Source organism: Leptolyngbya sp. Heron Island J (genome assembly GCF_000482245.1).
GTDB lineage: Bacteria > Cyanobacteriota > Cyanobacteriia > Phormidesmidales > Phormidesmidaceae > Leptothoe.
Map to the genome: position 1 here is coordinate 53,740 of NZ_AWNH01000019.1, position 21,973 is coordinate 75,712.

The 21,973-nt window shown below is 49.4% G+C and carries 25 protein-coding genes and 3 tRNA genes; 13 read left to right on the forward strand and 15 right to left on the reverse strand.

The window, feature by feature from the left end; all coding sequences use genetic code 11:
- The first annotated feature begins 122 nt into the window (after positions 1 to 122).
- From N836_RS46020 to N836_RS46035, 4 genes are all read left to right on the forward strand, one after another.
- Positions 123 to 195 (forward strand) — tRNA-Phe (locus tag N836_RS46020).
- A gap of 22 nt (positions 196 to 217) precedes the next feature.
- Positions 218 to 302: transfer RNA gene (locus N836_RS46025), tRNA-Tyr, on the forward strand.
- 3 nt (positions 303 to 305) lie between these two features.
- Positions 306 to 377 (forward strand) — tRNA-Thr (locus N836_RS46030).
- Positions 378 to 525: 148 nt separating this feature from the next.
- Positions 526 to 3,246 (forward strand): DNA methyltransferase, encoded by a 2,721-nt coding sequence (locus N836_RS46035; protein ID WP_023071424.1) that lies wholly within the window; start codon positions 526 to 528, stop codon positions 3,244 to 3,246.
- A gap of 72 nt (positions 3,247 to 3,318) precedes the next feature.
- On the opposite strand, the gene N836_RS0137305 is transcribed toward N836_RS46035, so the two are convergent.
- The 8 genes from N836_RS0137305 to N836_RS46060 all read right to left on the reverse strand — a co-directional run bounded on the left by N836_RS0137305 (position 3,319) and on the right by N836_RS46060 (position 9,766).
- Entirely contained in the window at positions 3,319 to 3,699 is a 381-nt protein-coding gene (locus N836_RS0137305; protein ID WP_023071425.1) for a hypothetical protein, read from the reverse strand.
- 1 nt (position 3,700) lies between these two features.
- Positions 3,701 to 4,099 (reverse strand): hypothetical protein, encoded by a 399-nt coding sequence (locus N836_RS46040; protein WP_023071426.1) that lies wholly within the window; start codon positions 4,097 to 4,099, stop codon positions 3,701 to 3,703.
- A 12-nt stretch (positions 4,100 to 4,111) separates the two neighbouring features.
- Positions 4,112 to 4,282, reverse strand: coding sequence for a hypothetical protein (locus N836_RS76390; RefSeq protein ID WP_161634938.1), 171 nt, complete (start codon positions 4,280 to 4,282; stop codon positions 4,112 to 4,114).
- Positions 4,283 to 4,398: 116 nt separating this feature from the next.
- Positions 4,399 to 4,623: a hypothetical protein gene (locus N836_RS75650; RefSeq protein WP_152532078.1), complete on the reverse strand. Its 225-nt coding sequence runs from the start codon at positions 4,621 to 4,623 to the stop codon at positions 4,399 to 4,401.
- 2 nt (positions 4,624 to 4,625) lie between these two features.
- Positions 4,626 to 5,558 carry a tyrosine-type recombinase/integrase gene (locus tag N836_RS46045; protein ID WP_023071428.1) on the reverse strand — a complete coding sequence of 311 codons (933 nt, stop codon included), beginning with the start codon at positions 5,556 to 5,558 and terminating at the stop codon, positions 4,626 to 4,628.
- Positions 5,536 to 9,225, reverse strand: coding sequence for a hypothetical protein (locus N836_RS46050; protein ID WP_023071429.1), 3,690 nt, complete (start codon positions 9,223 to 9,225; stop codon positions 5,536 to 5,538). The genes N836_RS46045 and N836_RS46050 overlap by 23 nt, the downstream gene beginning before the upstream one ends.
- 63 nt (positions 9,226 to 9,288) lie before the next feature.
- Positions 9,289 to 9,537, reverse strand: a complete 249-nt coding sequence (locus N836_RS46055) for a hypothetical protein (RefSeq protein ID WP_023071430.1) — start codon at positions 9,535 to 9,537, stop codon at positions 9,289 to 9,291.
- Complete coding sequence (locus N836_RS46060; RefSeq protein WP_023071431.1) at positions 9,530 to 9,766, reverse strand: hypothetical protein; 237 nt, start codon at positions 9,764 to 9,766, stop codon at positions 9,530 to 9,532. Before N836_RS46060 ends, N836_RS46055 begins: the two co-directional genes overlap by 8 nt.
- A gap of 195 nt (positions 9,767 to 9,961) precedes the next feature.
- Here N836_RS46060 and N836_RS46065 point away from each other — a divergent pair, with 195 nt between their 5' ends.
- The 9 genes from N836_RS46065 to N836_RS46105 all read left to right on the forward strand — a co-directional run bounded on the left by N836_RS46065 (position 9,962) and on the right by N836_RS46105 (position 16,452).
- Complete coding sequence (locus tag N836_RS46065; protein ID WP_023071432.1) at positions 9,962 to 10,249, forward strand: hypothetical protein; 288 nt, start codon at positions 9,962 to 9,964, stop codon at positions 10,247 to 10,249.
- 101 nt (positions 10,250 to 10,350) lie between these two features.
- Positions 10,351 to 10,635, forward strand: coding sequence for a hypothetical protein (locus N836_RS46070; RefSeq protein WP_023071433.1), 285 nt, complete (start codon positions 10,351 to 10,353; stop codon positions 10,633 to 10,635).
- Positions 10,636 to 10,801: 166 nt separating this feature from the next.
- A complete protein-coding gene (locus tag N836_RS46075; protein WP_023071434.1) occupies positions 10,802 to 11,839 on the forward strand; it encodes a hypothetical protein in 1,038 nt (345 codons plus the stop codon).
- Positions 11,836 to 12,048, forward strand: a complete 213-nt coding sequence (locus tag N836_RS46080) for a hypothetical protein (protein WP_023071435.1) — start codon at positions 11,836 to 11,838, stop codon at positions 12,046 to 12,048. Before N836_RS46075 ends, N836_RS46080 begins: the two co-directional genes overlap by 4 nt.
- 13 nt (positions 12,049 to 12,061) lie before the next feature.
- Positions 12,062 to 12,580 carry a hypothetical protein gene (locus N836_RS46085; protein ID WP_023071436.1) on the forward strand — a complete coding sequence of 173 codons (519 nt, stop codon included), beginning with the start codon at positions 12,062 to 12,064 and terminating at the stop codon, positions 12,578 to 12,580.
- Between the two features lie 234 nt (positions 12,581 to 12,814).
- Positions 12,815 to 13,357 carry a hypothetical protein gene (locus N836_RS46090; RefSeq protein ID WP_023071437.1) on the forward strand — a complete coding sequence of 181 codons (543 nt, stop codon included), beginning with the start codon at positions 12,815 to 12,817 and terminating at the stop codon, positions 13,355 to 13,357.
- 60 nt (positions 13,358 to 13,417) lie between these two features.
- Positions 13,418 to 13,954: a hypothetical protein gene (locus tag N836_RS46095; protein ID WP_023071438.1), complete on the forward strand. Its 537-nt coding sequence runs from the start codon at positions 13,418 to 13,420 to the stop codon at positions 13,952 to 13,954.
- Positions 13,955 to 13,990: 36 nt separating this feature from the next.
- Complete coding sequence (locus N836_RS46100; RefSeq protein WP_152532079.1) at positions 13,991 to 14,296, forward strand: hypothetical protein; 306 nt, start codon at positions 13,991 to 13,993, stop codon at positions 14,294 to 14,296.
- Positions 14,278 to 16,452, forward strand: coding sequence for a hypothetical protein (locus tag N836_RS46105; protein ID WP_152532080.1), 2,175 nt, complete (start codon positions 14,278 to 14,280; stop codon positions 16,450 to 16,452). The genes N836_RS46100 and N836_RS46105 overlap by 19 nt, the downstream gene beginning before the upstream one ends.
- Positions 16,453 to 16,844: 392 nt before the next feature.
- Here the strand turns inward: N836_RS46105 and N836_RS46110 are convergent, their stop codons facing one another.
- The 7 genes from N836_RS46110 to N836_RS46140 form a co-directional block, all read right to left on the reverse strand.
- Positions 16,845 to 17,579, reverse strand: coding sequence for an FHA domain-containing protein (locus tag N836_RS46110; RefSeq protein WP_023071441.1), 735 nt, complete (start codon positions 17,577 to 17,579; stop codon positions 16,845 to 16,847).
- Between the two features lie 5 nt (positions 17,580 to 17,584).
- On the reverse strand, positions 17,585 to 18,007 hold the full coding sequence (locus N836_RS46115) for a hypothetical protein (RefSeq protein WP_023071242.1): 423 nt from the start codon (positions 18,005 to 18,007) through the stop codon (positions 17,585 to 17,587).
- On the reverse strand, positions 18,008 to 18,532 hold the full coding sequence (locus N836_RS46120) for a hypothetical protein (RefSeq protein ID WP_152532066.1): 525 nt from the start codon (positions 18,530 to 18,532) through the stop codon (positions 18,008 to 18,010). It lies immediately after the preceding gene.
- Between the two features lie 154 nt (positions 18,533 to 18,686).
- Complete coding sequence (locus N836_RS46125; protein ID WP_023071240.1) at positions 18,687 to 19,031, reverse strand: hypothetical protein; 345 nt, start codon at positions 19,029 to 19,031, stop codon at positions 18,687 to 18,689.
- A gap of 12 nt (positions 19,032 to 19,043) precedes the next feature.
- Entirely contained in the window at positions 19,044 to 19,337 is a 294-nt protein-coding gene (locus N836_RS46130) for a hypothetical protein (RefSeq protein WP_023071239.1), read from the reverse strand.
- A gap of 14 nt (positions 19,338 to 19,351) precedes the next feature.
- Entirely contained in the window at positions 19,352 to 19,990 is a 639-nt protein-coding gene (locus N836_RS46135) for a hypothetical protein (RefSeq protein WP_023071238.1), read from the reverse strand.
- Positions 19,991 to 20,309: 319 nt separating this feature from the next.
- Entirely contained in the window at positions 20,310 to 21,854 is a 1,545-nt protein-coding gene (locus tag N836_RS46140) for a hypothetical protein (protein WP_023071237.1), read from the reverse strand.
- Between the last annotated feature and the right edge of the window lie 119 nt (positions 21,855 to 21,973).

Sequence of the window (21,973 nt, forward strand, 5' to 3'; positions counted from 1 at the left end):
GGCATCTAGAAACTTGGTGTCGCAGCTAAAGAAAAAAATATCCTGAGTTTTAGCTTGCTAAGGGTTCCACTCTTTTGCTAACTTGTTTAGGCGCACAAGCGAAGGCAGTCATGCCGCTTGTTGCCGGGATAGCTCAGTTGGTAGAGCAGTGGACTGAAAATCCTCGTGTCGGCGGTTCAAGTCCGCCTCCTGGCATCGCCGGAATACCGGCAGTTGTGGGTCGTTGCCCGAGTGGTTAATGGGGGCGGACTGTAAATCCGCTGGCTACGCCTACGTTGGTTCGAATCCAACACGGCCCACCACCAGCCTTCATAGCTCAGCGGTAGAGCACTCCCTTGGTAAGGGAGAGGTCACGAGTTCAATTCTCGTTGAAGGCTTTGCAGTTGTGGAATCTGAGCAGCTGAAGGTTCATATTGTGTTTATCTATATATGTCTAGAGATATAGTGCAGGCGCTGTAGGCTCTTCATCAAGTTTCCTTGTTTTTTGGGGCACGCTACCTGAGATAACCCAAAATCAACCATGCTATGACTTCTCGATCTGAAGCCCTCCAGACGTTCGTCAATTTCTGTAAGCAGTACATTACTGGTGATGAAAAAAGTGAGGCTCAGACATTTCTAGATCGTTTCTTTCGGGCGTTTGGCCATGAGGGAGCGATGGAAGCGGGAGCAGTCTATGAAAAGCGAATTCGGAAGGGTAGCAAAAAGGGTAAGACGGGCTTTGCCGACCTGGTTTGGAAGCCTCGCGTTTTGATTGAGATGAAAAAGCGTGGGGTGGATCTGTCTAAGCACTACTCCCAGGCGTTTGATTATTGGCAGCGGGCGGTACCGAACCGGCCCCGCTATGTGTTGCTGTGCAACTTTGATGAGTTTTGGGTTTATGACTTTGATATTCAAATTGATACGCCCATAGACCAGGTGCAGCTGGAGCAGCTACCTGACTGTGCTGGCACTTTTGGCTTTATGGAGGTGAGGGAGCGTAAATCGGTCTTTGGGAATAACCAGGTTGAGGTGACAGAAAAAGCGGCTAGCCGTATGGGGCAGCTGTTTAGGCTGCTACAGGAGCGGCTCATTTGTGAGGGGGAAGACGATCATCAGCGGGCTGGCCAGATTGCTCAGCGGTTTGTGTTGCAGTGTGTGCTGGCGATGTTTGCAGAGGACCGGGGGTTATTACCTGAGACGTTGTTTGTGCGGTGTGTTCAAGATTGTCTCGGTGGTGAGAGTTCCTATGACTTGCTTGGTGGGCTTTTTCGGGAGATGAATACCTCTGGAAAGACGCCTGCCGGTCGATTTCAAGGAGTGGATTATTTCAATGGTGGGCTATTTAATGAAATTCATCCGCTAGCGCTGACTAAAAAGGAATTGAAGTTTTTAGAAATATCTGCTCTGGAAGATTGGAAGAAGGTACGGCCTGCGATTTTTGGCAATATTTTTGAGTCAGCTATTGATCAGAATGAACGCCATGCTCATGGGATTCATTACACATCTGAAGCGGACATCATGAAAATTGTTCGTCCGACGATTTCTCGGTATTGGGAAGCTCGAATTGAGCAGGCAAATACGATTAAACAGCTTGAATCTTTACAGCTAGAATTGCAAACTTACCGAGTCCTTGATCCGGCTTGTGGGTCAGGGAATTTTCTATATATTGCCTATCAAGAACTTAAGCAGATTGAGCAAAACTTGCTGGATAAAATTGCTTCAAAACGACGATCTGATCGTCGTGATCAAATACAAATGGGGTTTGTTACTCCTAATCAGTTTTTTGGCATTGATAATAATCCGTTTGCTGTGGAATTAGCACGGGTAACTTTGATGATTGCCCGGAAGGTTGCAATTGATCGATTGGGATTATACGAACCAGCATTGCCATTGGATACTCTTGATCAAAATATTGTTTGCAAAGATGCGTTGTTTACAGAATGGCCTAAAGCAAATGCAATTATAGGAAATCCTCCATTTTTGGGAGGCAATAGGATTCGTCAAGAATTAGGTGATTCATATTATGAAGAAATTTCCAAAAAGTTTCCACAAGTAAAATATCAAGTTGATTTTTGTTGCTATTGGTTCCGTATAGCTCAGCAAAACTTAGCGCCCAAAGGGCGTGGTGGGCTAGTTGGTACAAATACCATTAGTCAAGGGAACAGTCGCTCAGCTTCTTTGGATTACATGGTAAAAAATGGTAGCCATATTCATGAAGCGATCTCAACTCAAACATGGTCAGGAGAAGCAAAAGTCCATGTCAGTCTTATTAATTGGATTTACGAAAAACCATTAAAGTTTTATTTGGACAATCAAGAAGTTCGAAGGATCAATGCATCATTACAACCAAACATAGATGTTTCAAAATGTGAAAAACTATTATCTAACAGTAATTGGTGTTCTGAGGGAGTCAAACCTACTGGAAAAGACTTTATAGTTACTCATGAAATAGCCCTATCTTGGATAGAAAATGATTCAAAAAATCAAGATGTGATAAAGCCATTATCTGATGCTGGGGACTTAGCTAAAGCTCCTCATGGCAAGCCAAGTAGATGGATAATTGACTTTAATGAGATGAGTCTTGAAGAGGCTAGTCAGTATACTTTGCCGTTTGAACATGCAAAGACTAAAGTCAAACCTTATCGTGCAGAAAATAGACAGCCTATTTTGAAGGAACAATGGTGGAAATATGAGCGTCGAAGGCCTGCGATGCGGGAAAGAATTTCTCTATTAAAATGCTATTTCTCTGTTCCAGCGCACTCAAAATGGTTTATTTTTCTTCCAGCACCCACAACATGGTTGCCTAGCAATTCTACAAAAGTTGTTCTTGCAGACGATTTCTATATCCTTGGAATATTATCTTCAAAAATACATAGAGATTGGGTTAAAGCACAGAGTTCTACTTTGAAAGGTGATACGAGATACACTCACAAAACCTGCTTTGAAACATTCCCTTTTCCACAAAATCTACTAGCTAAAACAGTGGAAACTATTCGTTCTAAGGCCTATAAACTCCATGAGTATCGAAATGGAGAAATGGAGCAAAAGCAGTGGGGTATCACAAAGTTATACAACGAATACTTCGACGAACCAGTCAGCCAACTCCATAAACTCCACAAAGAGTTGGATGCCCTCGTCATGGAAGCCTATGGTTTTAATGAGAGTGACGATATCCTAGAGCGTTTGTTGGAACTCAATCTAGAATTGGCAGCTAAAGAACAACAAGGTGAGCCAGTTGTGGGCCCATGGGCCCACACGGCTGAGTAGGCTTAACTAATAATGAGGGCTGGAGATGTCTGACTTTTTTCCTTGAAGGCTTTTAGCTGAATGAATTTATAGTTAAAACGGTGTCCAGCAGGGTAGCCAGTCACCCCAGGCAATCAGAAATCCTTGGAATGGCGTCCGGTCTTCAAAGAATTCAGCTAACTCCTCAAATGAGCTGAACCCGTCTGCGATCGCAAGCTGTTCGAGTTCCTCCCCAATAAGAGGAGTGCTTTTGATTAACACCTGCCTTCCATCAATACTGATAGGCAACACCGCTCTACATGTGGGGTCTGGGTCAATCAGCTTGGAGCAAGCTTTAGTGCGCATTCCGGTGTACAGCTGAATGGGCTCACCTGCGATCGCATGTCTCGTTTTGCGGGGTGCTCTAATGGTCTGCTGTTTGGCTCCACTTTTGATTAGTGGTGCAAATTGCTTTTTGAAGTTGTAAGCAACCATATCAACCAACCTCCAGCCTTAATTGACCGCGTCTTTCAAGCTTCAACTGCTTTTTTACAAACATTGATGATGGCTGCAGGTCATAGCGGCAATGACACGGTGCACACAGCGCTTTAAGGTTGGTGCGATCGCAATTCTCAGGCCTATGGTCAAGGTGAGCCACGGTCAGCGTAAATCGTTGAGGGTGAGCCTTGATTTCAGCCTCAGATATAGATATGTGCTCTGGCCAGCTTGAGAATAATTTGTTTATCCCCTCAATGCGGGCCACAAAATCATCAACTGACTCGCCAGACTTCCGGCAGATTCGTCCGCACTCGTCACACACCCAATAAGCGTCATTTTTGACCCTAAGTGCGATCGCATCCCAGTTATCGGGATATAAACTCCTATCCATCGGCATAACAAAGACCTCTTAAAACGGAATGTCGTCGTAGGTGGGCTTAGAATCCCCTGTAGATAATCGATACAGGCTGATAGGTGGGAAAAAGACGATATAGTATCCCCCATTGGTCATCGGGTTTGGCTCGAACTGAATCGGTGATCGGAGTTCGAGAAACCATTTCTTAGGCATTGATATTTGCATGGTGACTTCCTGCGGGACGGGCAACTACTCAACGTAGTTATGGGGTTTTCATTGATCGCCCTCAACGAAAGAATGAGGGTTTTAGGTGTGTGACAGTTGGCCATTTCAGGCCGGTTTTAGTCCATCGTTCCTGAGCATGCAAATATTGATGCTTTGATCAAGACGTCAATCGGAATTTCTCTGCCAGGAATATCCATGCTGTCTTCGAGCAATAAAGCTATTAACTTTGCCGTATCCGCAATTAAGACAGCTCTATTACCTACCTCTATCGGAGCAGCGTTCATATATCGCTGGGTTACTTCAGCACGTGATTTGGAATTAGGTTGATAGTAATTTTCCACAGCTAAAACTCCGGTACGCTTACTTGTCTGGACTGACTGGCGTAGCATCGCTGAATCATGGCCACGCTGGTTCGACATAAATAAGAGATGTCTTGCTCATCCAGGCCTCTTTTAACTAGCTCGGTGATAAAGGTATGCCGTGCGTGATATTCCGAGAAATAGAACGCCACTTTGCGATCGCTTACCAACTTCTCAACAGTGGGCTTCCAGTAGCGGCTTTGAAAATTCTTATAGTCAAATGGGCCACCTTTGACGGATGAAAGTAGCCACCTGTCAGTTAAGTAGTCCCGGTCAAAGAATTCGCTGCCAGACTCTTGACGCCATAGCTCCCGGAGTAGCTCCTTTAGCTGGCTATTGCAGGGAAACCGCGTTGAGCGATAGGTCTTAGTGGGTTGCTCAATGCGGGTATCTACCGGCAGTGCTTTATTGATCAAAATTTCACTGAAGTCTGAGGCCACATCCCCCCACTTCAAGGCGCTTGCTTCCTCCGGTCTACAACCAGTGAGGAAAAGGAATTTTACCCAGGGAGCATAGAACGGATGGTCTCGTTCAAATGCTGAAATGATGGCGACCCGCTCATCGGGCGTGAATGCGGTGTAGTTATCCTCAGCCACCTGGCGGCGTTTACCCCAGTAGCGGGTGAGGCCGTCAAATGGATTGCTCGGCAAGTCCCCCATGGTGACGGCAAACTTACAGGCGGCGTTGAACTGTTGGATAGTGCGCCTGGTCGTTTCCAATGCAAAGTTGTCTAGAAGCCAGGTCCGCATCTCGCGGGCATCGTTGATATCTGATCGTTCTTTCATCATTTTGAGTATCCGTTTTTCAAATTTGGCGTAGTCTCGAACGACGGTGCTAGGGGCCACGTAGGGAGTTTTGTATTCCACGTATGCAAGCCATATATGCCAAAGCTCATTAGGGGTTATCTGTCGATCCATCTCCCTCCTGTGGTGGCATTATTTGTAGCCCCCCGAGGGCAAATACATCTGTGCGGCCATTTTCCTGATTCCGGACCTTAATCCGTTTCTTGTCTGCAGAGATAGACAAAACTTTTGATGGGCGCTGTAATGCGTGCCAACCATCAGCGCTCATGTAGGCCAGGCGAATCTGGTTATCATGTCTGGCTTTATAAGGAATAGATCCCTTAGGCAATTTGGTACTGCCGTTTCGACACCACGCTGTTGCTCCAGTGGGGATGACAATGTCCCCTACTTTCGGAATCAGCGGCGGTAGTAGTTTTTTGCCCTTCCCTTGTGACAGTTGGTCGTTACATTCCTCAACAGAATTTGGTTGCTTTAAAAAGGCCGAATCTTGCTGTGAGACAACTGAGACAGCTGTTTCTGATTGCTGTGTAATTGTTTCAGCGTTTGTGAGACAAGAATTCGTACCTACGACAGGTGCTTCAAATGAAGGATCTTCGTGGCGTGAAAATATAGACACCCTTTCTGGTGTCAACTGCGTCAACTGAGGTTCAAAATCACCCTCTAAGCCTTGCTTGGTATGGGATTGGTCAGTTGACAAAGTGGTGTCAACCGGGGGAGCCAGTTGACAACTGAAATCTGTCAACTGAGATTCTGAGTGTGTGACAGTTTCAGATTTACCCTGATCACCCTCTTCATTAGTCAGTTGACGTTTTTTATTCCAGTTGACATTCAGTTGACATATAGGTGTCAACTGAGATTCTTCAGTGCTGGCAAGAGTTTGAGATTGATCAGCAGAGTCAGTTGACTCAGTTGACACTTTTTCTGGAGTTTCAAAATTTTCAACCCGCTCATCAATCTCGATGTACTCTCGAATGAGGTCAATAGGGATAGAAATACACCTGGCAATCCTCCACTTCGGATCGTCGGTGGCTTTACGGTCAAAAGCTTTCGATACATCCTCATTGCCGTGAAACTTCTGCCGGTCATGCATGTTGGCTCCACGGGCTTTGAGCAGGTTTTTAAGAATCTGCTTGTTATAGGCCAGCTTTGAGTTCTTATCCACCACATCCCATACCTCGTTGAGGCGGATGGATAAGGCTTTCACCACATCCGAGTTGTGCTCTGTGGTAAAACGCATGTTCCATTCACCCAGCTTTGCCTGGGACCGGAACATGGATAGACGCTCAATGAAGTCGCGTAGGCTGTCGGTGCTGGCATCGGCATCGTTGGCCATGGTGCAGACCTTATCTCTGAGGTAACTCAGTAGGTCAAATTGAGATCGCACCCCAGCCATATCCAGTACAGCGTTGCCGTAGTGCAGGATGATAGCCAGATTTCTCGCCATCCTGGAATGCGCATGGGGCAAATATGGCGATAGCTGGTCCTCACATTGCCCGATCTCATCCAGGTCTAGACCTAGCTTGATGACCTCAGGCAACGCACCACTGGCTTTATCCATAGCCCGCTTCATCTTTCGCCAGTCGTCCTTATTGCCACACTTATCGTTGCAGTCAAACCAGAGCAGGATTAACCGGCTCATAGTGGCAGCGTTGGTTTCACCAGCAGCGAAGTTAGACGCCACCATCAAAGCGCTGTGAGGTTTTTGAGCATTAAATTTACCGGCATCACCACCACGCACCAGTCGAGGTTTACCGTTGTATAGCCCCTTTAAAAATTCGTCTAGTTCAGGGTTGCGGTGTGGGTCATCCCAGCAATGCACCAGGCCGCCGATCAGTTTTAGACGCTCGTAAGCTGCGCTCACTGAAACGTCTTTGAGCATGCCACCGGCCTTATCGGTGTGCATTCCAGAGATAGACAACGCACATGCTCCAGCTGTGGTCTTGCCACCACCACCGTCACCGATCAGGTTCAAGATAGGAAAGCTGCCGGTCTGCTCAATAAACGATTGATAGTGAACAGCTGCAGCGCCATAGCCCAGGGTTAATAAGGCTGGATAGATATTGACTGAGCCATAGAACCCAATCATTGACTCCACCAATTGCCCCATGGCATCGGCTGCAGCCGGATTATATTGAGGAACTGGTAACGTGTCGGCCTGGCCGGTGATGCCATCATTCCAAATCCACCGGCTTTGATCTTCGCTAGTGGTTTCGCCGATCGGTGTGAGCTGAATACTGGGGAATATCCAGTACCCATCAGACTGTTGACCCACCCGTTCAGCTAGCCGGTAGAGTTTGCCGCCCCGACTGTGGTATTCATCCAGCCTTACCCTCAGCAGTGCTTTCATCTGATGGTTATTCAACCGGCAGATCAGGGCTCCGCCTAGAGCCCTCTTTAAAGTGTCCTCAAATTTGCTGACGCTGGTAAAGTCCAGGCTGGGCAGGAATAACCGATGTTGCTGGTGGTCGCCGCTGCGTTTCAACTGCAGGATGAAGCCGCCGCCGTCTGAGCTGGCCACCTCTTTTTCTATCTGCAAGTCAAAATTAGTGAGCGGTCGAAAGACACTGTATTCATCGTCGCTGTCATCGTCCTTACGCCAATAGCCCAGCTCACCATCAACTGAATCTGGAGCCCCCCAACGTAGCCGCCGTTTGATATTGCGTTCTGCCATCTCCGCCAGGTCAATGGCTTCATCAATGGCGTTTTCTAGTCGAATAAGGAGTTCATTCGGTGCGATCGCACCCTTATCCACCACATCTTTAATGTCACCACCATGGGGCATCTCTGACCAAATGGTCAGCGGATTGAGTACCACGGCTGCGATGCCTTCTTTGCGGCATTCGCGGGTTAAACCGACTGAAAAAGCGGCCTCTCCAGTTAGGTCAAAGTCAGGGTGTATAACGATTAGAGGCTTCAGTCCTGCATCTTTAGCCATGGCCCAGCTGCCCGATAGTCTGTCGGGGATGTCAGCATATCTGGTCTCACCTCCTTGACAGGTCGTTGCGGTCAGACCCAATGCCCGATATGTTTCAACGGCCTGCTCACCGGCAACGACAAATAGCACCTCGCCACGGGTGATCGCTTCTTTAGCTTCGTTCTCTCTATATAGTGGCCAGCTGCGTGGCCCCCGACCCATGGCCCAGTCCCCAGCATCCTCATTCCAGTACCAGGGGCGAACCTCCTTAGTTTTGGTGTAGCCCTCAAACCAGGCCCTGCGATCGCTCCACTGACGACGGACCACTTTGCCGATAGCTTTGTCTGGGTTAAGCGGGTCAGGATACAGATATTCAATCCGCTGGAGCTGGTCACCTGTTTCTGGATCTTCAACGCAGGGCTTAGCGTTCTTTTCTGGCAGTTCTAGAAATATCTGTGTCCCGCCAGGTGGCGAGCACATCAGTGTTTTCTTCTTCCGACGTTTTACCTCATGGATGCCTGGGGTGATGCCATCGGCAACGACAACTAGATCACCAGGGGCAATCGTTGGTTTCGGTGTGTCTACTACCCACTGGGGTGATTCTTCACTCAGCTCCTTTGGCTGTAGCCTAACCAGTTCTGGGTACTTGCGGCTTCTCCTTCGTTTAGCGCCATCCCTTAAGAACTTAGGGCGGTTGTCCTTGGCTAAACCTTGGTATGTCCAGCCGTTAGGCGGTCTATTTGGTTCTGTCCATTGGCAGAGAACCATGTCCGGTTTCGAAGGTTCACCAATTAGAAAGCAGTAAGACTCGCGACCACACAAGGGACAGGCCTCACCCCTACGGGCTTCTTGGGCTATCTTGGCCATAATATGTAAGGTTTAGGATTTTCAGGGGCTTTGGCTAGCCCCAATTCTGTTTGACTAATAGGACTAACTTTGAGGTTGGGTGTCTTCGGAGCCAACCTCTTTTTTTTGGTTGATGAAGTCCTTAAACAGCACCCCGTCTGCCATCCCGGTGTAGATTCCACGCAGCTCATCGAGCGCATCAGCCGGTAGTCCAAGTTTTTCGAACGATGCGATCGCAGTCCACATGAACCGCAATGTGTAGAAGCGTTGTTGGCGGTTCTCTGCTGCCAGCCTGGCTAAAAGCCATAGCGTCTCTACCGAACGATTAGACATGGCGTTTGCCCCCACGCAGCAAGTAGTCAGCTTCTAGTTCAAATGGGTTGAGCACATGGACCTGGGGCCAGCAGAACCAGATCTGGAAGCTATAGCCATAAGCACTTTTGCGTCTCTGGACTTCAATGGGCCAAATCCACCCAAACTTAGTTTCTCGCCAGCAGGGATGGTTGGTAGTTACCCCCCATACGTAAGTACGTAGATCGTGGATTAATGATTTTAGGAACATAAGTGTCTAAGTAATCTCCGTGGTGAGGTGAAAGGAAAGCGCCGTGACATGTTCGTTTCGTTTGCCATCCCAAAGATGGTTGAGATAATTGACACGCGGGACGGTCGGCAAACTTGACCCGCGTGTTGTCTATGGAGTAAGTATCGTAAATCGCGTCGGATTTTCCGTTGCGATTTACGACATTAATGCTATGCTATGTCAGGAAGTTCATTTAGGCAAGGAGAGAATGTGATAGGTCAATTTGTTCGAGTCCTTGGCATATCTCAAAGCAAATTGGCTCGGGAATGGGGATGCACCAAGGACAAGATCAATAGAGCAGCAAACGGTTTTGAACCAACGTTTACTACGGAGGAAATTCAAATTATTGATGCTTGGCTGGAATCAAAGTTTGGAAAAGGCTGGCGTGACTTGCCAAGTTCTTTCAAGTCAGAGGAGCCTATTGATTTCCTTGTCGAGTTTGAACAAAAAAACGCCGAAGTCTGATCGCTTCGACGTATTTGAAATTTGAAAACTGAAGTTAATAGCCCTGGGCCGAAGTTTACAGGCCGCAGCCCAGGGCAAGTCCCTAAAGGAGAGACCTTTTTATGGTATCGAACGACAGTGGAAACGTAAGCTCATACGAGCTTTTTCAAGAATTATTGAAAATCAAAACTGAGTACCAGCAGCTCAAAGACCGAATGAGCGTACTCAGTGAATTGAAAAGAGCTGTGGCTGTTCAGCTAGCTGACAAGTGTGCCTGCCCCAACCCAGAAATTGACCAAATGGGAGTAGTCCGCATCGACGGTCAGTTTTACTTTTACAAGCTTTACCTTGAAGACGGCACAGTTGACGAATTTTACGCCGTATCCCAGGTAAACCAAGGCTCCTAAGCCCCTATGCAACTCCGAATTGCATAGGGCTTTTCTGTGCCTATTGGTGCGGCAAATCTGCCTATGTGTGCCACTCAACGCCACATCTGCCACGTCAATAGGTAAGCGTTATTTCTGAATAAATCACCTCAATCCATTACATATCAATCATTTCAGGTAAAAACACATGAACACCGCAACACTGGCAAAACTGACTGAACGTGCCACATCTGCCAATTCTGACCACATCTGCCAACCCGTTGGCGCAGACATCGGAAACGGGGCTTTAAAGCTGGTTTCTAGCCATGGTGAATACCGATTAGAGAGCTATGTCACCTATTTAGAAGAGCGTCTTAGTCTGGGTCAAACCAAGGGCTATGTCGAATATGTCCAGGGGGAACGCTCCGACCTGGAGGGTAAACAGTGGATTGGCGGCATCAATGCTTATTACCATTCACCCCGTGCCTTGGCCCGCGTCACCGATGACAAAACCGGCAAGATTGACCTGGGTTTGCAGTTGTTATTGAGCGCTCTCTCTTTGCAGCCTTACCGCTCCGAATGGATGCTATCAATTGCTGTTTCTGTTCACGATGGCGCGACTCTCGGAAAGGGGTTAAAAGAGGCTCTCAGCGGTAGTCATACTGTTGTCCTCAATGGCAAGCGTTCTAGTGTTGTTGTTGCTGTCAACGGAGTCCTAGAAGAAGGGACTGGGGCGGTTTTAGCCTATAAGTCAAAAGCTGATTTCACCAACGCATTGTTATACGATTTGGGCAACGGCACGCTGATTGTCTCTAGCTTCAATGACCTCTCCATGACCGCTCGCAGCTACAGCCAAAACGGGGGTGTTGAGAGTCTCATTGATGCTATTGCCACCAACGATTTAGTTAGGAGAGAGCTGAAGAGAGAAGGTGATCGCCACCTCATCCGCACCGGCATCGAATCCGGGCAGTTCACCTACGGCACTCAGTATCCAGAGTGGAAATTTACCGATGCCTATAAGCAAGAGTTACCCCGCTGGGTAGACACCGTACTTAAGCCCATGGTGCGTCCAACGGAAGATCGGATGGCATCCGCAACGGCTCTGCTCGCCATCGGCGGCGGTGCCTGTCTGCCAGGGATTAAAGGCCTGCTCGCTAAGCGCAATATCCAAGTATTGCCCGATCCCCAGTGGGCCAATGCTCGCGGTCTCTACGCCTACGCCCTACGCAAAGTATCCAACCTATGAGAATCACCATCGAGAAAGGGTTTCAGCCCCTCATTCGACAGGTGATGGAGCAAATCGGCGTAGACGATCATCGGCTGGCGCTGAACCACATTTTGGGTACCTATGCCGCCAGCCAAAACCAGCATCAACCAATCGTGGCTATCCCATCACCTCCACCCGCTCAAACCACTGACGACGACGAATACTCACAACTGGCCGACTGGAGCTAGACCAAGGCTAACTATGAATGCATCTCAAATCCGTCAGCAGCTAGACGACTGGAATGCCCCAGGTGCAACGCTACCCACTGAAACCGAGGTGGAAGAGCTACAGCAAACCTGGGATGCAATAAAGCCCAGAATTCCCGAAAGCTACTGGCCCATTATCTACGACCGATTCTCATTAGTCCGCAGCAAAAAGAAATTACAACTAACCACCATGGCAAACCCACTGACTTATTACACTCAAACCCCTGCTATTGATGGTCTGTGCAGCAAATACGGCTCGTACTGGCAAGGATTGACCAATGTAGAGCGACTCAATATCGCCTCAGCCATTGCCCAGTCCGTCTTGCACGCCGAAATGGACGTTATCAACGCCCTAACGCATCAAGGGTCTATCTCTTACCTGGCAACGTGTGACGGCTTTAGGTTTGAAGACCACGATGAAGTGGTTCGATTACTGAACCAACTCGATACAGAGCTGGATTCCCATCAGGCGATCCATTTGTTAGAGGGCCTCTATTCAACCATGACCCTTTAAGGCCCCCCTGCAAACGGGATAGGCAGCCCTATACAAGCCCTATCCCTTGCGTCCCAACACAGGAAGGAACACCGCACATTATGCCTTTCAAAACAACTCTCATAATCACTTGCTTTCTACTGTCTGTTGCTGTGGGTTGGGAACTCAGAGGCGTTGCCCAGCCAGCCCTAACCGCGCATCGTCGTGCCACCAACCTCGTTGACACCCTAACCTTTTGGGACTGAGGAGCGAGCCATGGACCCTAAACAAGACCCCCTCGCTTGGCTAAGCACGAATGAGGCTCCTGATAGAGACCGCATTGACCCAGTCACGGACGATGACTTATCCGTGTCTGAAAAAGTAGCAGCCCTCTCTAAAACCGTTGAGCGCCATGGCCTAGCCCTGGCCAATGTGAGAGCAGCGGTGTCTGATCTGCAGGAATCAACCCGGTCTAACACGGTTGAAATAAAACGGTCGCTTGCCGCCATCAATAAGCAGCTAAGCCTATTGGAAAAAAGCGAAAAGCTAAGCCAGTCAGACATTGAGGTCATTCAAGGGTCACTCGCTCAGCTAGACGGCCTGGTTGACCTAACCCAAAGCCAAATCAACGTCTTAACAGCTGAGCAAGGCCATCAGGGAAAGCAGCTAGGGCAGCTAAAACAATTCAGGCTGACGCTCACTCATCTCGTCTTGCTGACGCTTGCCGGAGCGATGTCCCTGTCTACCCTGCACAACCACTATCGCTCACTTCCATTACGAGACTTCTATCTTGAAAACCGCGATTACGTAAGGAGGTGATGTGCAACCATCACACCCCGTTCAGTCGTTTTGATACGTCGTTTATTTAAACAAACCAACATGGCATTTAATCTCACCGGCAACTTAGAGCAGGCCCTTGGCGCAAAAACATCCCTTACCAACGAATCCATCAACCCCAGTAACTTAGAACGCCTAGACTTCACGACGGTCAGGAAGCTACCCGCGAACTTTCTGACAGAATGTGGCACCGAAGCCGCCGCCGATCAGTTTATTGACGAGATGACGGCGGAATCCGAACAACTGACCCAAGCGACTCGGGCCATTGAAGCCGCGAGTCACTACATCGACTGCCAGCAGGCCTACCAAACAGCTTTACAGAAGCTACGCGTGAAGGTTCAGCGCCTGGAAATCACAATCGAGGAAGCCTACGCCCAGTACCAGACCCTAAAACATGTCCTCAATCTCAAGCGGAAAGAAGCAGGCCTGCAACATGCTTCAGATGTGGAACAGGCCAATATCAACTACGCCCAGTTTGATCGAGGTCTACGGCAAAAGTTACAGGCCAGTACGGACCTGAGCCGCCGTGGCACTCATCAGGGCTCACACCTAAACCGTCAGTTTCTAGCGCTCAACTAATCGTTAGTGGGGGCACCTAGTCCCCCTCAAATTGCCATGAACCTTACTCATCGGTTAGGGGCAAACCTAGCCAAGCACCTGTTTATCATTTGTGCCTCGTCTGCAGTCGTGCAGCTTGCGGCCCTTTGGTTCCCACTGAAGATTGCACTGATTGCGATTGCAGGGAGTCTATTTTGTATGTTTGTCGGTCTATTTATGCTTCAGTTTCGGGGCATCATGGGCGGCCATTCGTGGGCGCAGCGGCTCACGTTTGAAGCCAGCACCGTTGGAATTTTGCAGTTTAGCGCTGTCGTCAGTGCCGTTATTGTCGGAGGCCTGGTCACATGGGTAGCCATTTTTTAGACACTGATTTACTTTCTCGCGATGTCCGTCACCGCATTGCGCACACCCTAGGACAGCTGATGGGTGCTTGCTGGGATGCCACCCCTAAGCGAGCCCTCTCCCTTTATGGGGCGGCGATCTCAGGTGCATTTTTAGTGTTTTACCCCGTAGAACGTGGCTTTTACTCAAAAACAGGCCTTGAGTATCGCTGGCCCCCCGCCCTAGGGCTCATGATGACCAGTGCAGGCCTCACCCTAATTGGTAGTGCTTACGCCGGGTTAAATGCCTATCAAAATGAACTGGATGAAGCCGAAGACGATCATCAGTTTGAGCATCAGCTAAAGCGACAGGCCTATCAAGATGCTGAGGTGAGTCGTGTCTATGCGGCGGTCTCTGAGGTCAAGCTGCAGAACAACGCCAATCTACCTGACCACATGAAAGAACCCGGACTAGTGGACCCGGCGATCTCGCAGAAGCAGGAGGTAGAAGAATTTAAAGCCCTAATGGGTGTTGCCGACGGTGAGGACGTACCCGCCGCGACTAAGACCAAAGGGTTTCGACGTGGGACCATAGATGGCTTTGAGTTTACAACCCGCAAAAACTCAACAACTAAGGCTACAGAGCAGTGCGTCAGTTTGCAGGGAAAGCGGAAATGGTGTGGTGTGTCGATTGAGAATCCGATTCCCCGCTTCTTGGCCGATGACCGTAGTTTGCTCGGCTACGGTACAACCGGCGTCGGTAAGTCGGCCTTCTTAGAAGCCATCATCAGCGCCGCCTACCAAAAAGATGAGTCGACTGATTTTGTCGCCTTTGTCCATAAGTCTGGCAATACGGCGCGGGGTGAATCGGTCAGCATGGCAGGTCTAGAAAACACCCAAGACCTCTACACCGTCACCAACACCATGCACGGTCAAGCGTTGATTAATGCGACGACTCGACTCATGTCTAGGGTGAATACCTTAGAAGCGCTACTTGAAGACGGATCACTGGTCCCATCGTTCGTACTGATTGACGAGGGCAACGAAGGTACCAAGGCCCTGGGTAAAGCGGCCCGCAAATATGTCGAGATGAACACGACTGAGGATGAGCGAGGTAAACCCATCAAGCCGGACAAACCCAGCTGGCAAGAAGATTACGCCGATTTTATTGAAACTCTGATTGTAGATGGCCGTAGTAAAGCGGTTCGTGGTGTGGTGTTTGGTCACATGACCACCAATAAGTCAGGCATCACCGCTGAGGCCAGAAGCCAGACATACACCATCGCCCTAGGTCGCAATGGTATTTATGGCTCAATTGAAAAGCTGCTATCCGATGCCCGTTACATCACGATGAAAGAGACTCGTGAAACCTTAAAGCAGGAATTCAATACCTACCTCAAAAAACACACGGCTAAGGGGTCTCCCGTGAATGTGGTGTTAGCCCTAACCAATATCGGCGGCCAGTGGCGACTGATTGTTCTACCCCAAAGCTGGAATATTCAGCCCCTCGTTCCCAACGTGGTGAACCCAGCCCTTGATGAGGATTACGGGTTTGAAGAAACGCCGAACGTCGCAGCCGTCACCGAAGTAGCCCCCCGTTTGCCTGTTGATGCTACCCAGCAGAATGACCCCCTAGCCTGTTACAGTCCGGAGCAAAAGCAGCTGGCTAGCGACTTTTTACAGTGGTTCAAAGCAAACTCTGACATTCTCAATGACGGCACCGGATTACTAGACCTAAGAGTCCCACTCCGGTGCTGGGCTGCTGTCACCAGCATGAGTCAATTAGAGATGGTTTTAGAGGTACTTGAAACCCGTGGTTATGGTGAGTTTCATGAGGACCCTATCACCCACGCACTGTACTGGAGAATGTATAGCCGAACTAAGCGCCAAGAGCAGGCCAAAAAGGCCAGTCCCCAGTCGAAAGTTGATACTGATAATTTGGATATTCCAGAGGGCATTAGCCTTAAAGCCTTTCGCTACTGTGTGAAAAAACTATTTGAACTTCAAGTAGGTTCAACATGTACAGTGTCTGACTTTTACCGTAAAGCTACCTCGTTGCGTATCAATCATGAATTAAAAGTAGAAGATGTGCATAGAATGCTGTTAAGTAATTCACTGAAAAAGGTGATAGAAATCTCTTCAGGCAAGTACCACAGCAAGGTGCAGTTTACGGTCCTGTGGACTCCTCCAACCGAATAACGCAAACCTACTGTTTTTGGGGGTAAAACACCCTCAAAAACAGTAGGTACACAGATACACAAAACCGCTATAACCCCTGTATGTCAGTCGGTGTACCGATACACAAGCCAATATTCCCCCTGGCGCAAGTACACAGCGCTGTGTACCCTAATTCACCGTAGATCCACAAGAGGTACACAAGCGATCCACAAGCGATCCACAAAAGGTACACAGCAACAGATTTATAAGTGAAATCAAATGATTAATGCTTACAGGTGATGGCAATTTAGTGGTTGTTTTATCGGCTTGATTCTGAAAAATAAGTCGATAAAACTAGCAGTAAAATTGTTGTTTTGACTGAGATTTCAAACGCCTCTTAGTTGTCAAGGCTGACAACATAAAAACCTAGTCTTTTAGTCTTTAACACCCATCACAAAACTGAACAGGCCCACGATTGATATAACGGCCTTACCCCATAGCTCTAATGATTCCGTATCGCCCCCGAATAGGAGCCAGGCCGATGAGATCGCAATTACCGCAGTTCCTATTAATATTCGCCTCAGCTGCTTGACCTGTTTGCTAAGTGCATTTTTTTGCAGCTTCTGATCACTCAAATCAGCATTGATTTTTACGATCGCCTGTTTGAGTTCATAGTCTTCCTTGCTGTTAACTTCGAGTCGCTTTTTGAGGTCAGCCACGACCCAGGTCAGTTCATTGACACGTTCGTCTGCCGTCTTCAGCTCTTGAGCCAAAAACTCGTTATCTAGTCCAAGCGTTACGAATTCCGGGCCATCACCCCCCTGAGCTTCGTACTCAATGTAAAGGTGGTACCCCTTCACTTCAGGGAACAGCTCAACTTGAATGCCTGGATACAACCTCACTGGGTTGTAGATGCGGCGACTATTAAAAAACAGCCCGTTTGTACTGGGCTTCCCGTTGCCATCGCGCAACCAAATGTCATCGCCCTCTCGGTAAAGGGTCGCGTGAACTCTGGACAGAGATTGAAAATAAATAGACCGTGGGTCAACACCCACGGCCATTTGATACGTATCGCCCTGACCTTTGCCAATGGTGGCCGGTAGGTTTTCCAGGTCGATGGGCGTTGACTGTTGAGCTCGCCCAGGCCTGCATTCAACTATTTTCAACATTGAACTTACGGGTTCAAATCCTGCTCCTGATATTCGTCAACGAGGTCATCCACCAGCAGGTCAATGTCCTCGACGATGTCTTCAATGGGGTCTCGCTGCGGTACCCAATACTCCACCACCACACTCCACCCATCGACCGGCACATACCGGCTGCTTTTGAACTGCACCTCGTGACGGCCTAAGTCGGGTTCCCAGGGAGACATTACAACCATTTCTGATTGGGGTTTGGGCCAAATGCGAAGCCACCGATTAGAAACAATATTCTGATCGGTGAACTTCACCCGCATGTAGCCACGGAAGCCCGCATTTAGCACCGTTGGATTGGTGGAGCTATAGGTCAGCCTTACGTGCTCACCAAAGACGGGGATGGGAATGCTCCACAGAACACTCCCGGATACCTGTGCCTGCCCTGCATATTGCCAAACCATCTAATTAGTGGGAATGCCGAATTCCTGCATGACGGCGGCAATCACAGCGGTTGGATCAGACGGGATAGTTTCCCCGCTCCAAATGCCAACAAAGGCATAGTCAACCCCATACAGACTTAACGTGAGTGGCCCCAAATTCGGCTCAACAAAGGAGTCAGACGAACTAACCAAGGTCTCGTTCAGCCAGATATCTTGTCTATCAGGCGAGATATTGGCAGTCAACACCAAGGGTTGATCTGCGGCCATCGGTATCCCGGTGCCTAGATATGCCCCGCCTTTATTGACCCGAAAATAGGCAATCTCGTCTGAGAAGACGGTAAAGAGCCGATCAACTGCAGCACTGGAATTACCAACGTAGATATCGCCCCTATTGGGCTGGCCAGTGCGAGCCGCCGATAGACGAATGACCAAACTAATCAACCGAGTCGTTGGGACTGAAATCGGCGAAGAGCTAATCAAGCTAGCGCCATCTTGAGTGGTCAGCCAATCGTCATCCACTTGAATGGACCCGTGTTCTTTATTCAAGTGAATGGACTCACTGTTAAGGGTCAACAGGTCTGAGGGTGTCCCGTCAAAAAACGGCCCCGAAACCGAGCTGTACGCTTGCCGCAACGAAAATACAAGGCCACCTGGGAAAGCATCTAAAAAGCTTTGGGGGATGGTGACCTCACCCCCTGCACTATGAAAGAGCTACAGCTTCATCCAAGCTATCGCCGATGACCACCTTAGCAACGGCGGTGCCAGTGACCCGTAACGCTGGATCGCCATCAATGGTCGTCGGTACGCGGTTGATCACTGGGTAGGTAGAGCGGGCATCGTTAGCGTTGTCAGCGTCATATTCAGCAACGGCGGTCCCTGAAAGTGCATCTAAAAGCTTGATAGCGCCTTCTGCTAATGGGGAGTCCATACCGACTATGTCACCCGTCAGCAGGCTGAAATTAAGGGTGGCATTGCCACTGCCATCGTCTTCAAAAACGTTGGTGCCCAAGTGGGCGTTCACCATAGTGGGTGTGATGTCTGCCATAGTTGAAAAATCCTAAATTTGGGTTAGTCGTTGGTCGTATTCACCCTCATGGATGTATGCATCCAATTGGGTTTCAGTTGCTGGTCGCATCAGGCCATTGCGGCCAAAAATGATGTGCCGTTGGTTTGAGCTATCACCAAACCTGAGGCTGTCCAAAATGTCAGCGGATGGAGCGTTTAAGGTTTCTGCATACAACGGATGCCCTGGCAGGATAATGCCGCCTTGGGATAGCCATCCATTAGAGACCGATTCCTCATAGGTGATCACCACCTCCGGTACCCCATCTGCTGCAATCTCAGTCCTCATCGTGTGTAGCCCTATTAGTTTGCTGCGCGTGGATCGTCCGTCACGGCTCTGCCGAAAGCGGCCCAGCCAGCGGGCATATTGTCTACTCGGGTGTGGTCAATAAATCCGATGCTTAAGCCCTCATCAGAGCGAGCCCCAAAGACCGAAGCCCCCTCAATCTTGTTGTCACCCTGAATGACATTAGGGTTGTTCAGATCCGCCTGTACATAGGCTGATATCCCCATCTCAGCGAGCGTTGCAGCCGTAATCCGGTTGAACTGCTCAGTTTTCATGTCCCACACTTTGAGTAGCTGTGGAGCAATCTCAGCCTTAACCCGTATACTTCTAGACCCGCGCCCTAGCTTAGGATTCCGAGTGGAGCCCCGCACTAGTTTCCAGTCAGCGGCAATTGCGCCGTTGATTGACTCCCAATCCACAAACGACGTTGTGTTGGTATTGGGACCACCCTGAGCGCCATCTGGGTTTTTAGTCATTCGCCCAGGCTTGGGAGCGGATGCACCATACACGATGATGCCTACAACAGCAGCCACCTGAGTGTGTCCTAAAACGTTTTGCTCCGCTTCTGTGCAGTTGGTTGCAAAACCATAGTTGATCGTTGAACCATTAAACGGGGTGACAGCAACTTTAGTCCTGGCCCCATAGACAGAGCCCATACGCCTGTACTCCTATCGTGATTTCGTTCGCTACGATAGCAAAAGAATTTTGGTGAAACCACTGCCAGATGGGGCGTGTGGTGTATTACACCCCTTAAGGGAGTCTCTTAAGACAATTAGTTTTTAACCATGGTCACAATCGCTTACGCTCGCATGTCTACCTGTAGCCGCCGGGCGATGCTCCGAACAAAAACCAGGTTTGGGCGGCCCTATCAGTACAGGCCTAGAATCACGCTGGTTAGGCGGCTACAGAATGAGTTGAACATGACTCATGTTCAAGTGCTGGATCAAATCCAGAAAGAACGTGAATACCTGATTGCTAGGCAAACCTAAGGAGTTCGGCGATGTCTGCCTGAAAGTTGCGGGGGGCCGTATCGCGCCACAGCTCAAAACGCGCTTGCCTATCAATAAAACTACCGTTCACCGAGACCCGCCCTTGATCGGCGGCCAGCACCCGCTGTCGGTTGACCACTGTGACGTGACCGGGATACACCCTGGTCACGTTTTTCTGCAACCGGGGGTTTATGATTCGTTCGTCTGCCCGTCGTTCCTCCGTTACGGTGACGGTTTGAATCACCGAGTTACTGAGGGTCATTACAGCCCTTATTCGGTCTTCTGCTTCGTCTGCGGTCGCACCAAATGCAGACACATATTCGTTTTTGCCTAGCCGTGCTGTCGCTCGCCATCGTCCCCATAGATACCCATTTGGCCCACCTAAAGCGGCTCTGAGCTGCTGCCAGTCTAAGGCCGAACGTTTGACATCGGGGACCGTTATGGTGACCCTTTGTACAGCGTTAGCCCCGACCGTGATGTAGGGAGGAGCATCAACGCTGTATAGCTGGAATTTGATACGTAGACTGAGCTCTTTTTCTCTGACATAGTCATCAACCGGCGCACCGATCAGTTGCCCCACATCTCGACTCTGAATCAGCTGATGGGATACTAACGCTTGAGAAACGCCCGCTTTAACGTGACTTTCGGGACCGGCGAGCACAATTTTCTCACGGTCGTTTGTTCGATCCGGCTGAACTTCTACCACCCGCTCAGCTTCCTGTTGGGCCATTCTCTGTTGCGCAAACCAGCCATCGAGGGAGTACGCGACAACGTAGCCAGCTTCGATGCAGCTATCAAAGACTTCCTCGATCATTTCCTCAGTGAAGTTTCGCCAAAAGGCTGAGGGGATGCGCTCCACCTGCTCATCAATCGCGCCATAGATAGTAAAGGGGTTTGCACTTTGTTCGCCCCAGGTTGCCTTAATTTCTTCAGCTCTCTGAGACCCCAGAATGGTATTAAGAATGGGATTGGAATCTTCTTTCAGCCAGCGCCGGACATTTTTATAAACATCAAAGGCCCCTTGCTGGACTAAATTTCGAGCGGCGAGCCGGATGGCGAAAGCGGCCTGGCCAATGAACTCATCTATAAATTCCTCGCCAACCTGTTGGGTGACATACAAGGCCATGCGCTCATCAATGGCAAACAGCGATGTGGCTGGCAGAACGCCACAGGCTAGGTAACCAATGGTGCTACCCGTGACACTGCCGAGAACCGATCCATAGGCCGTCCATTGATTTCTGACTTGCTGGTCTAATGCCTCGTCAGGCCGGTTCCAGTCAAATGAAAAGATTTGAAGCGTACTCTGAAAAAACAGGGTCCACAGGCTTGAGAATGACCAAATCATACTGGGTATGGCCTGCAGTACCGCACCCACAGCAAACCCCTTCAGATGGTTGACCAACGACAGTGATCCGGCAGCGGCCCCAGCTGCACTAAGGCCGCCGCCCGCTTGAAATAGACCGCGTGAGAACTGCCGGGTACGAGCATTGACCCGGCTAAACAGGGTAGCGGCGTTGAGAGATATGCCCATGGTTATGGTGTGGTGTTGTCACTGCGATCTCTGAGTTGAGGCCCCTGAGTTTGGTCACGACCATAGGGGTTCGATAGCCCAAAGCCTTGTTCTACCTGTCGTAGATATTCGTCGAAGTC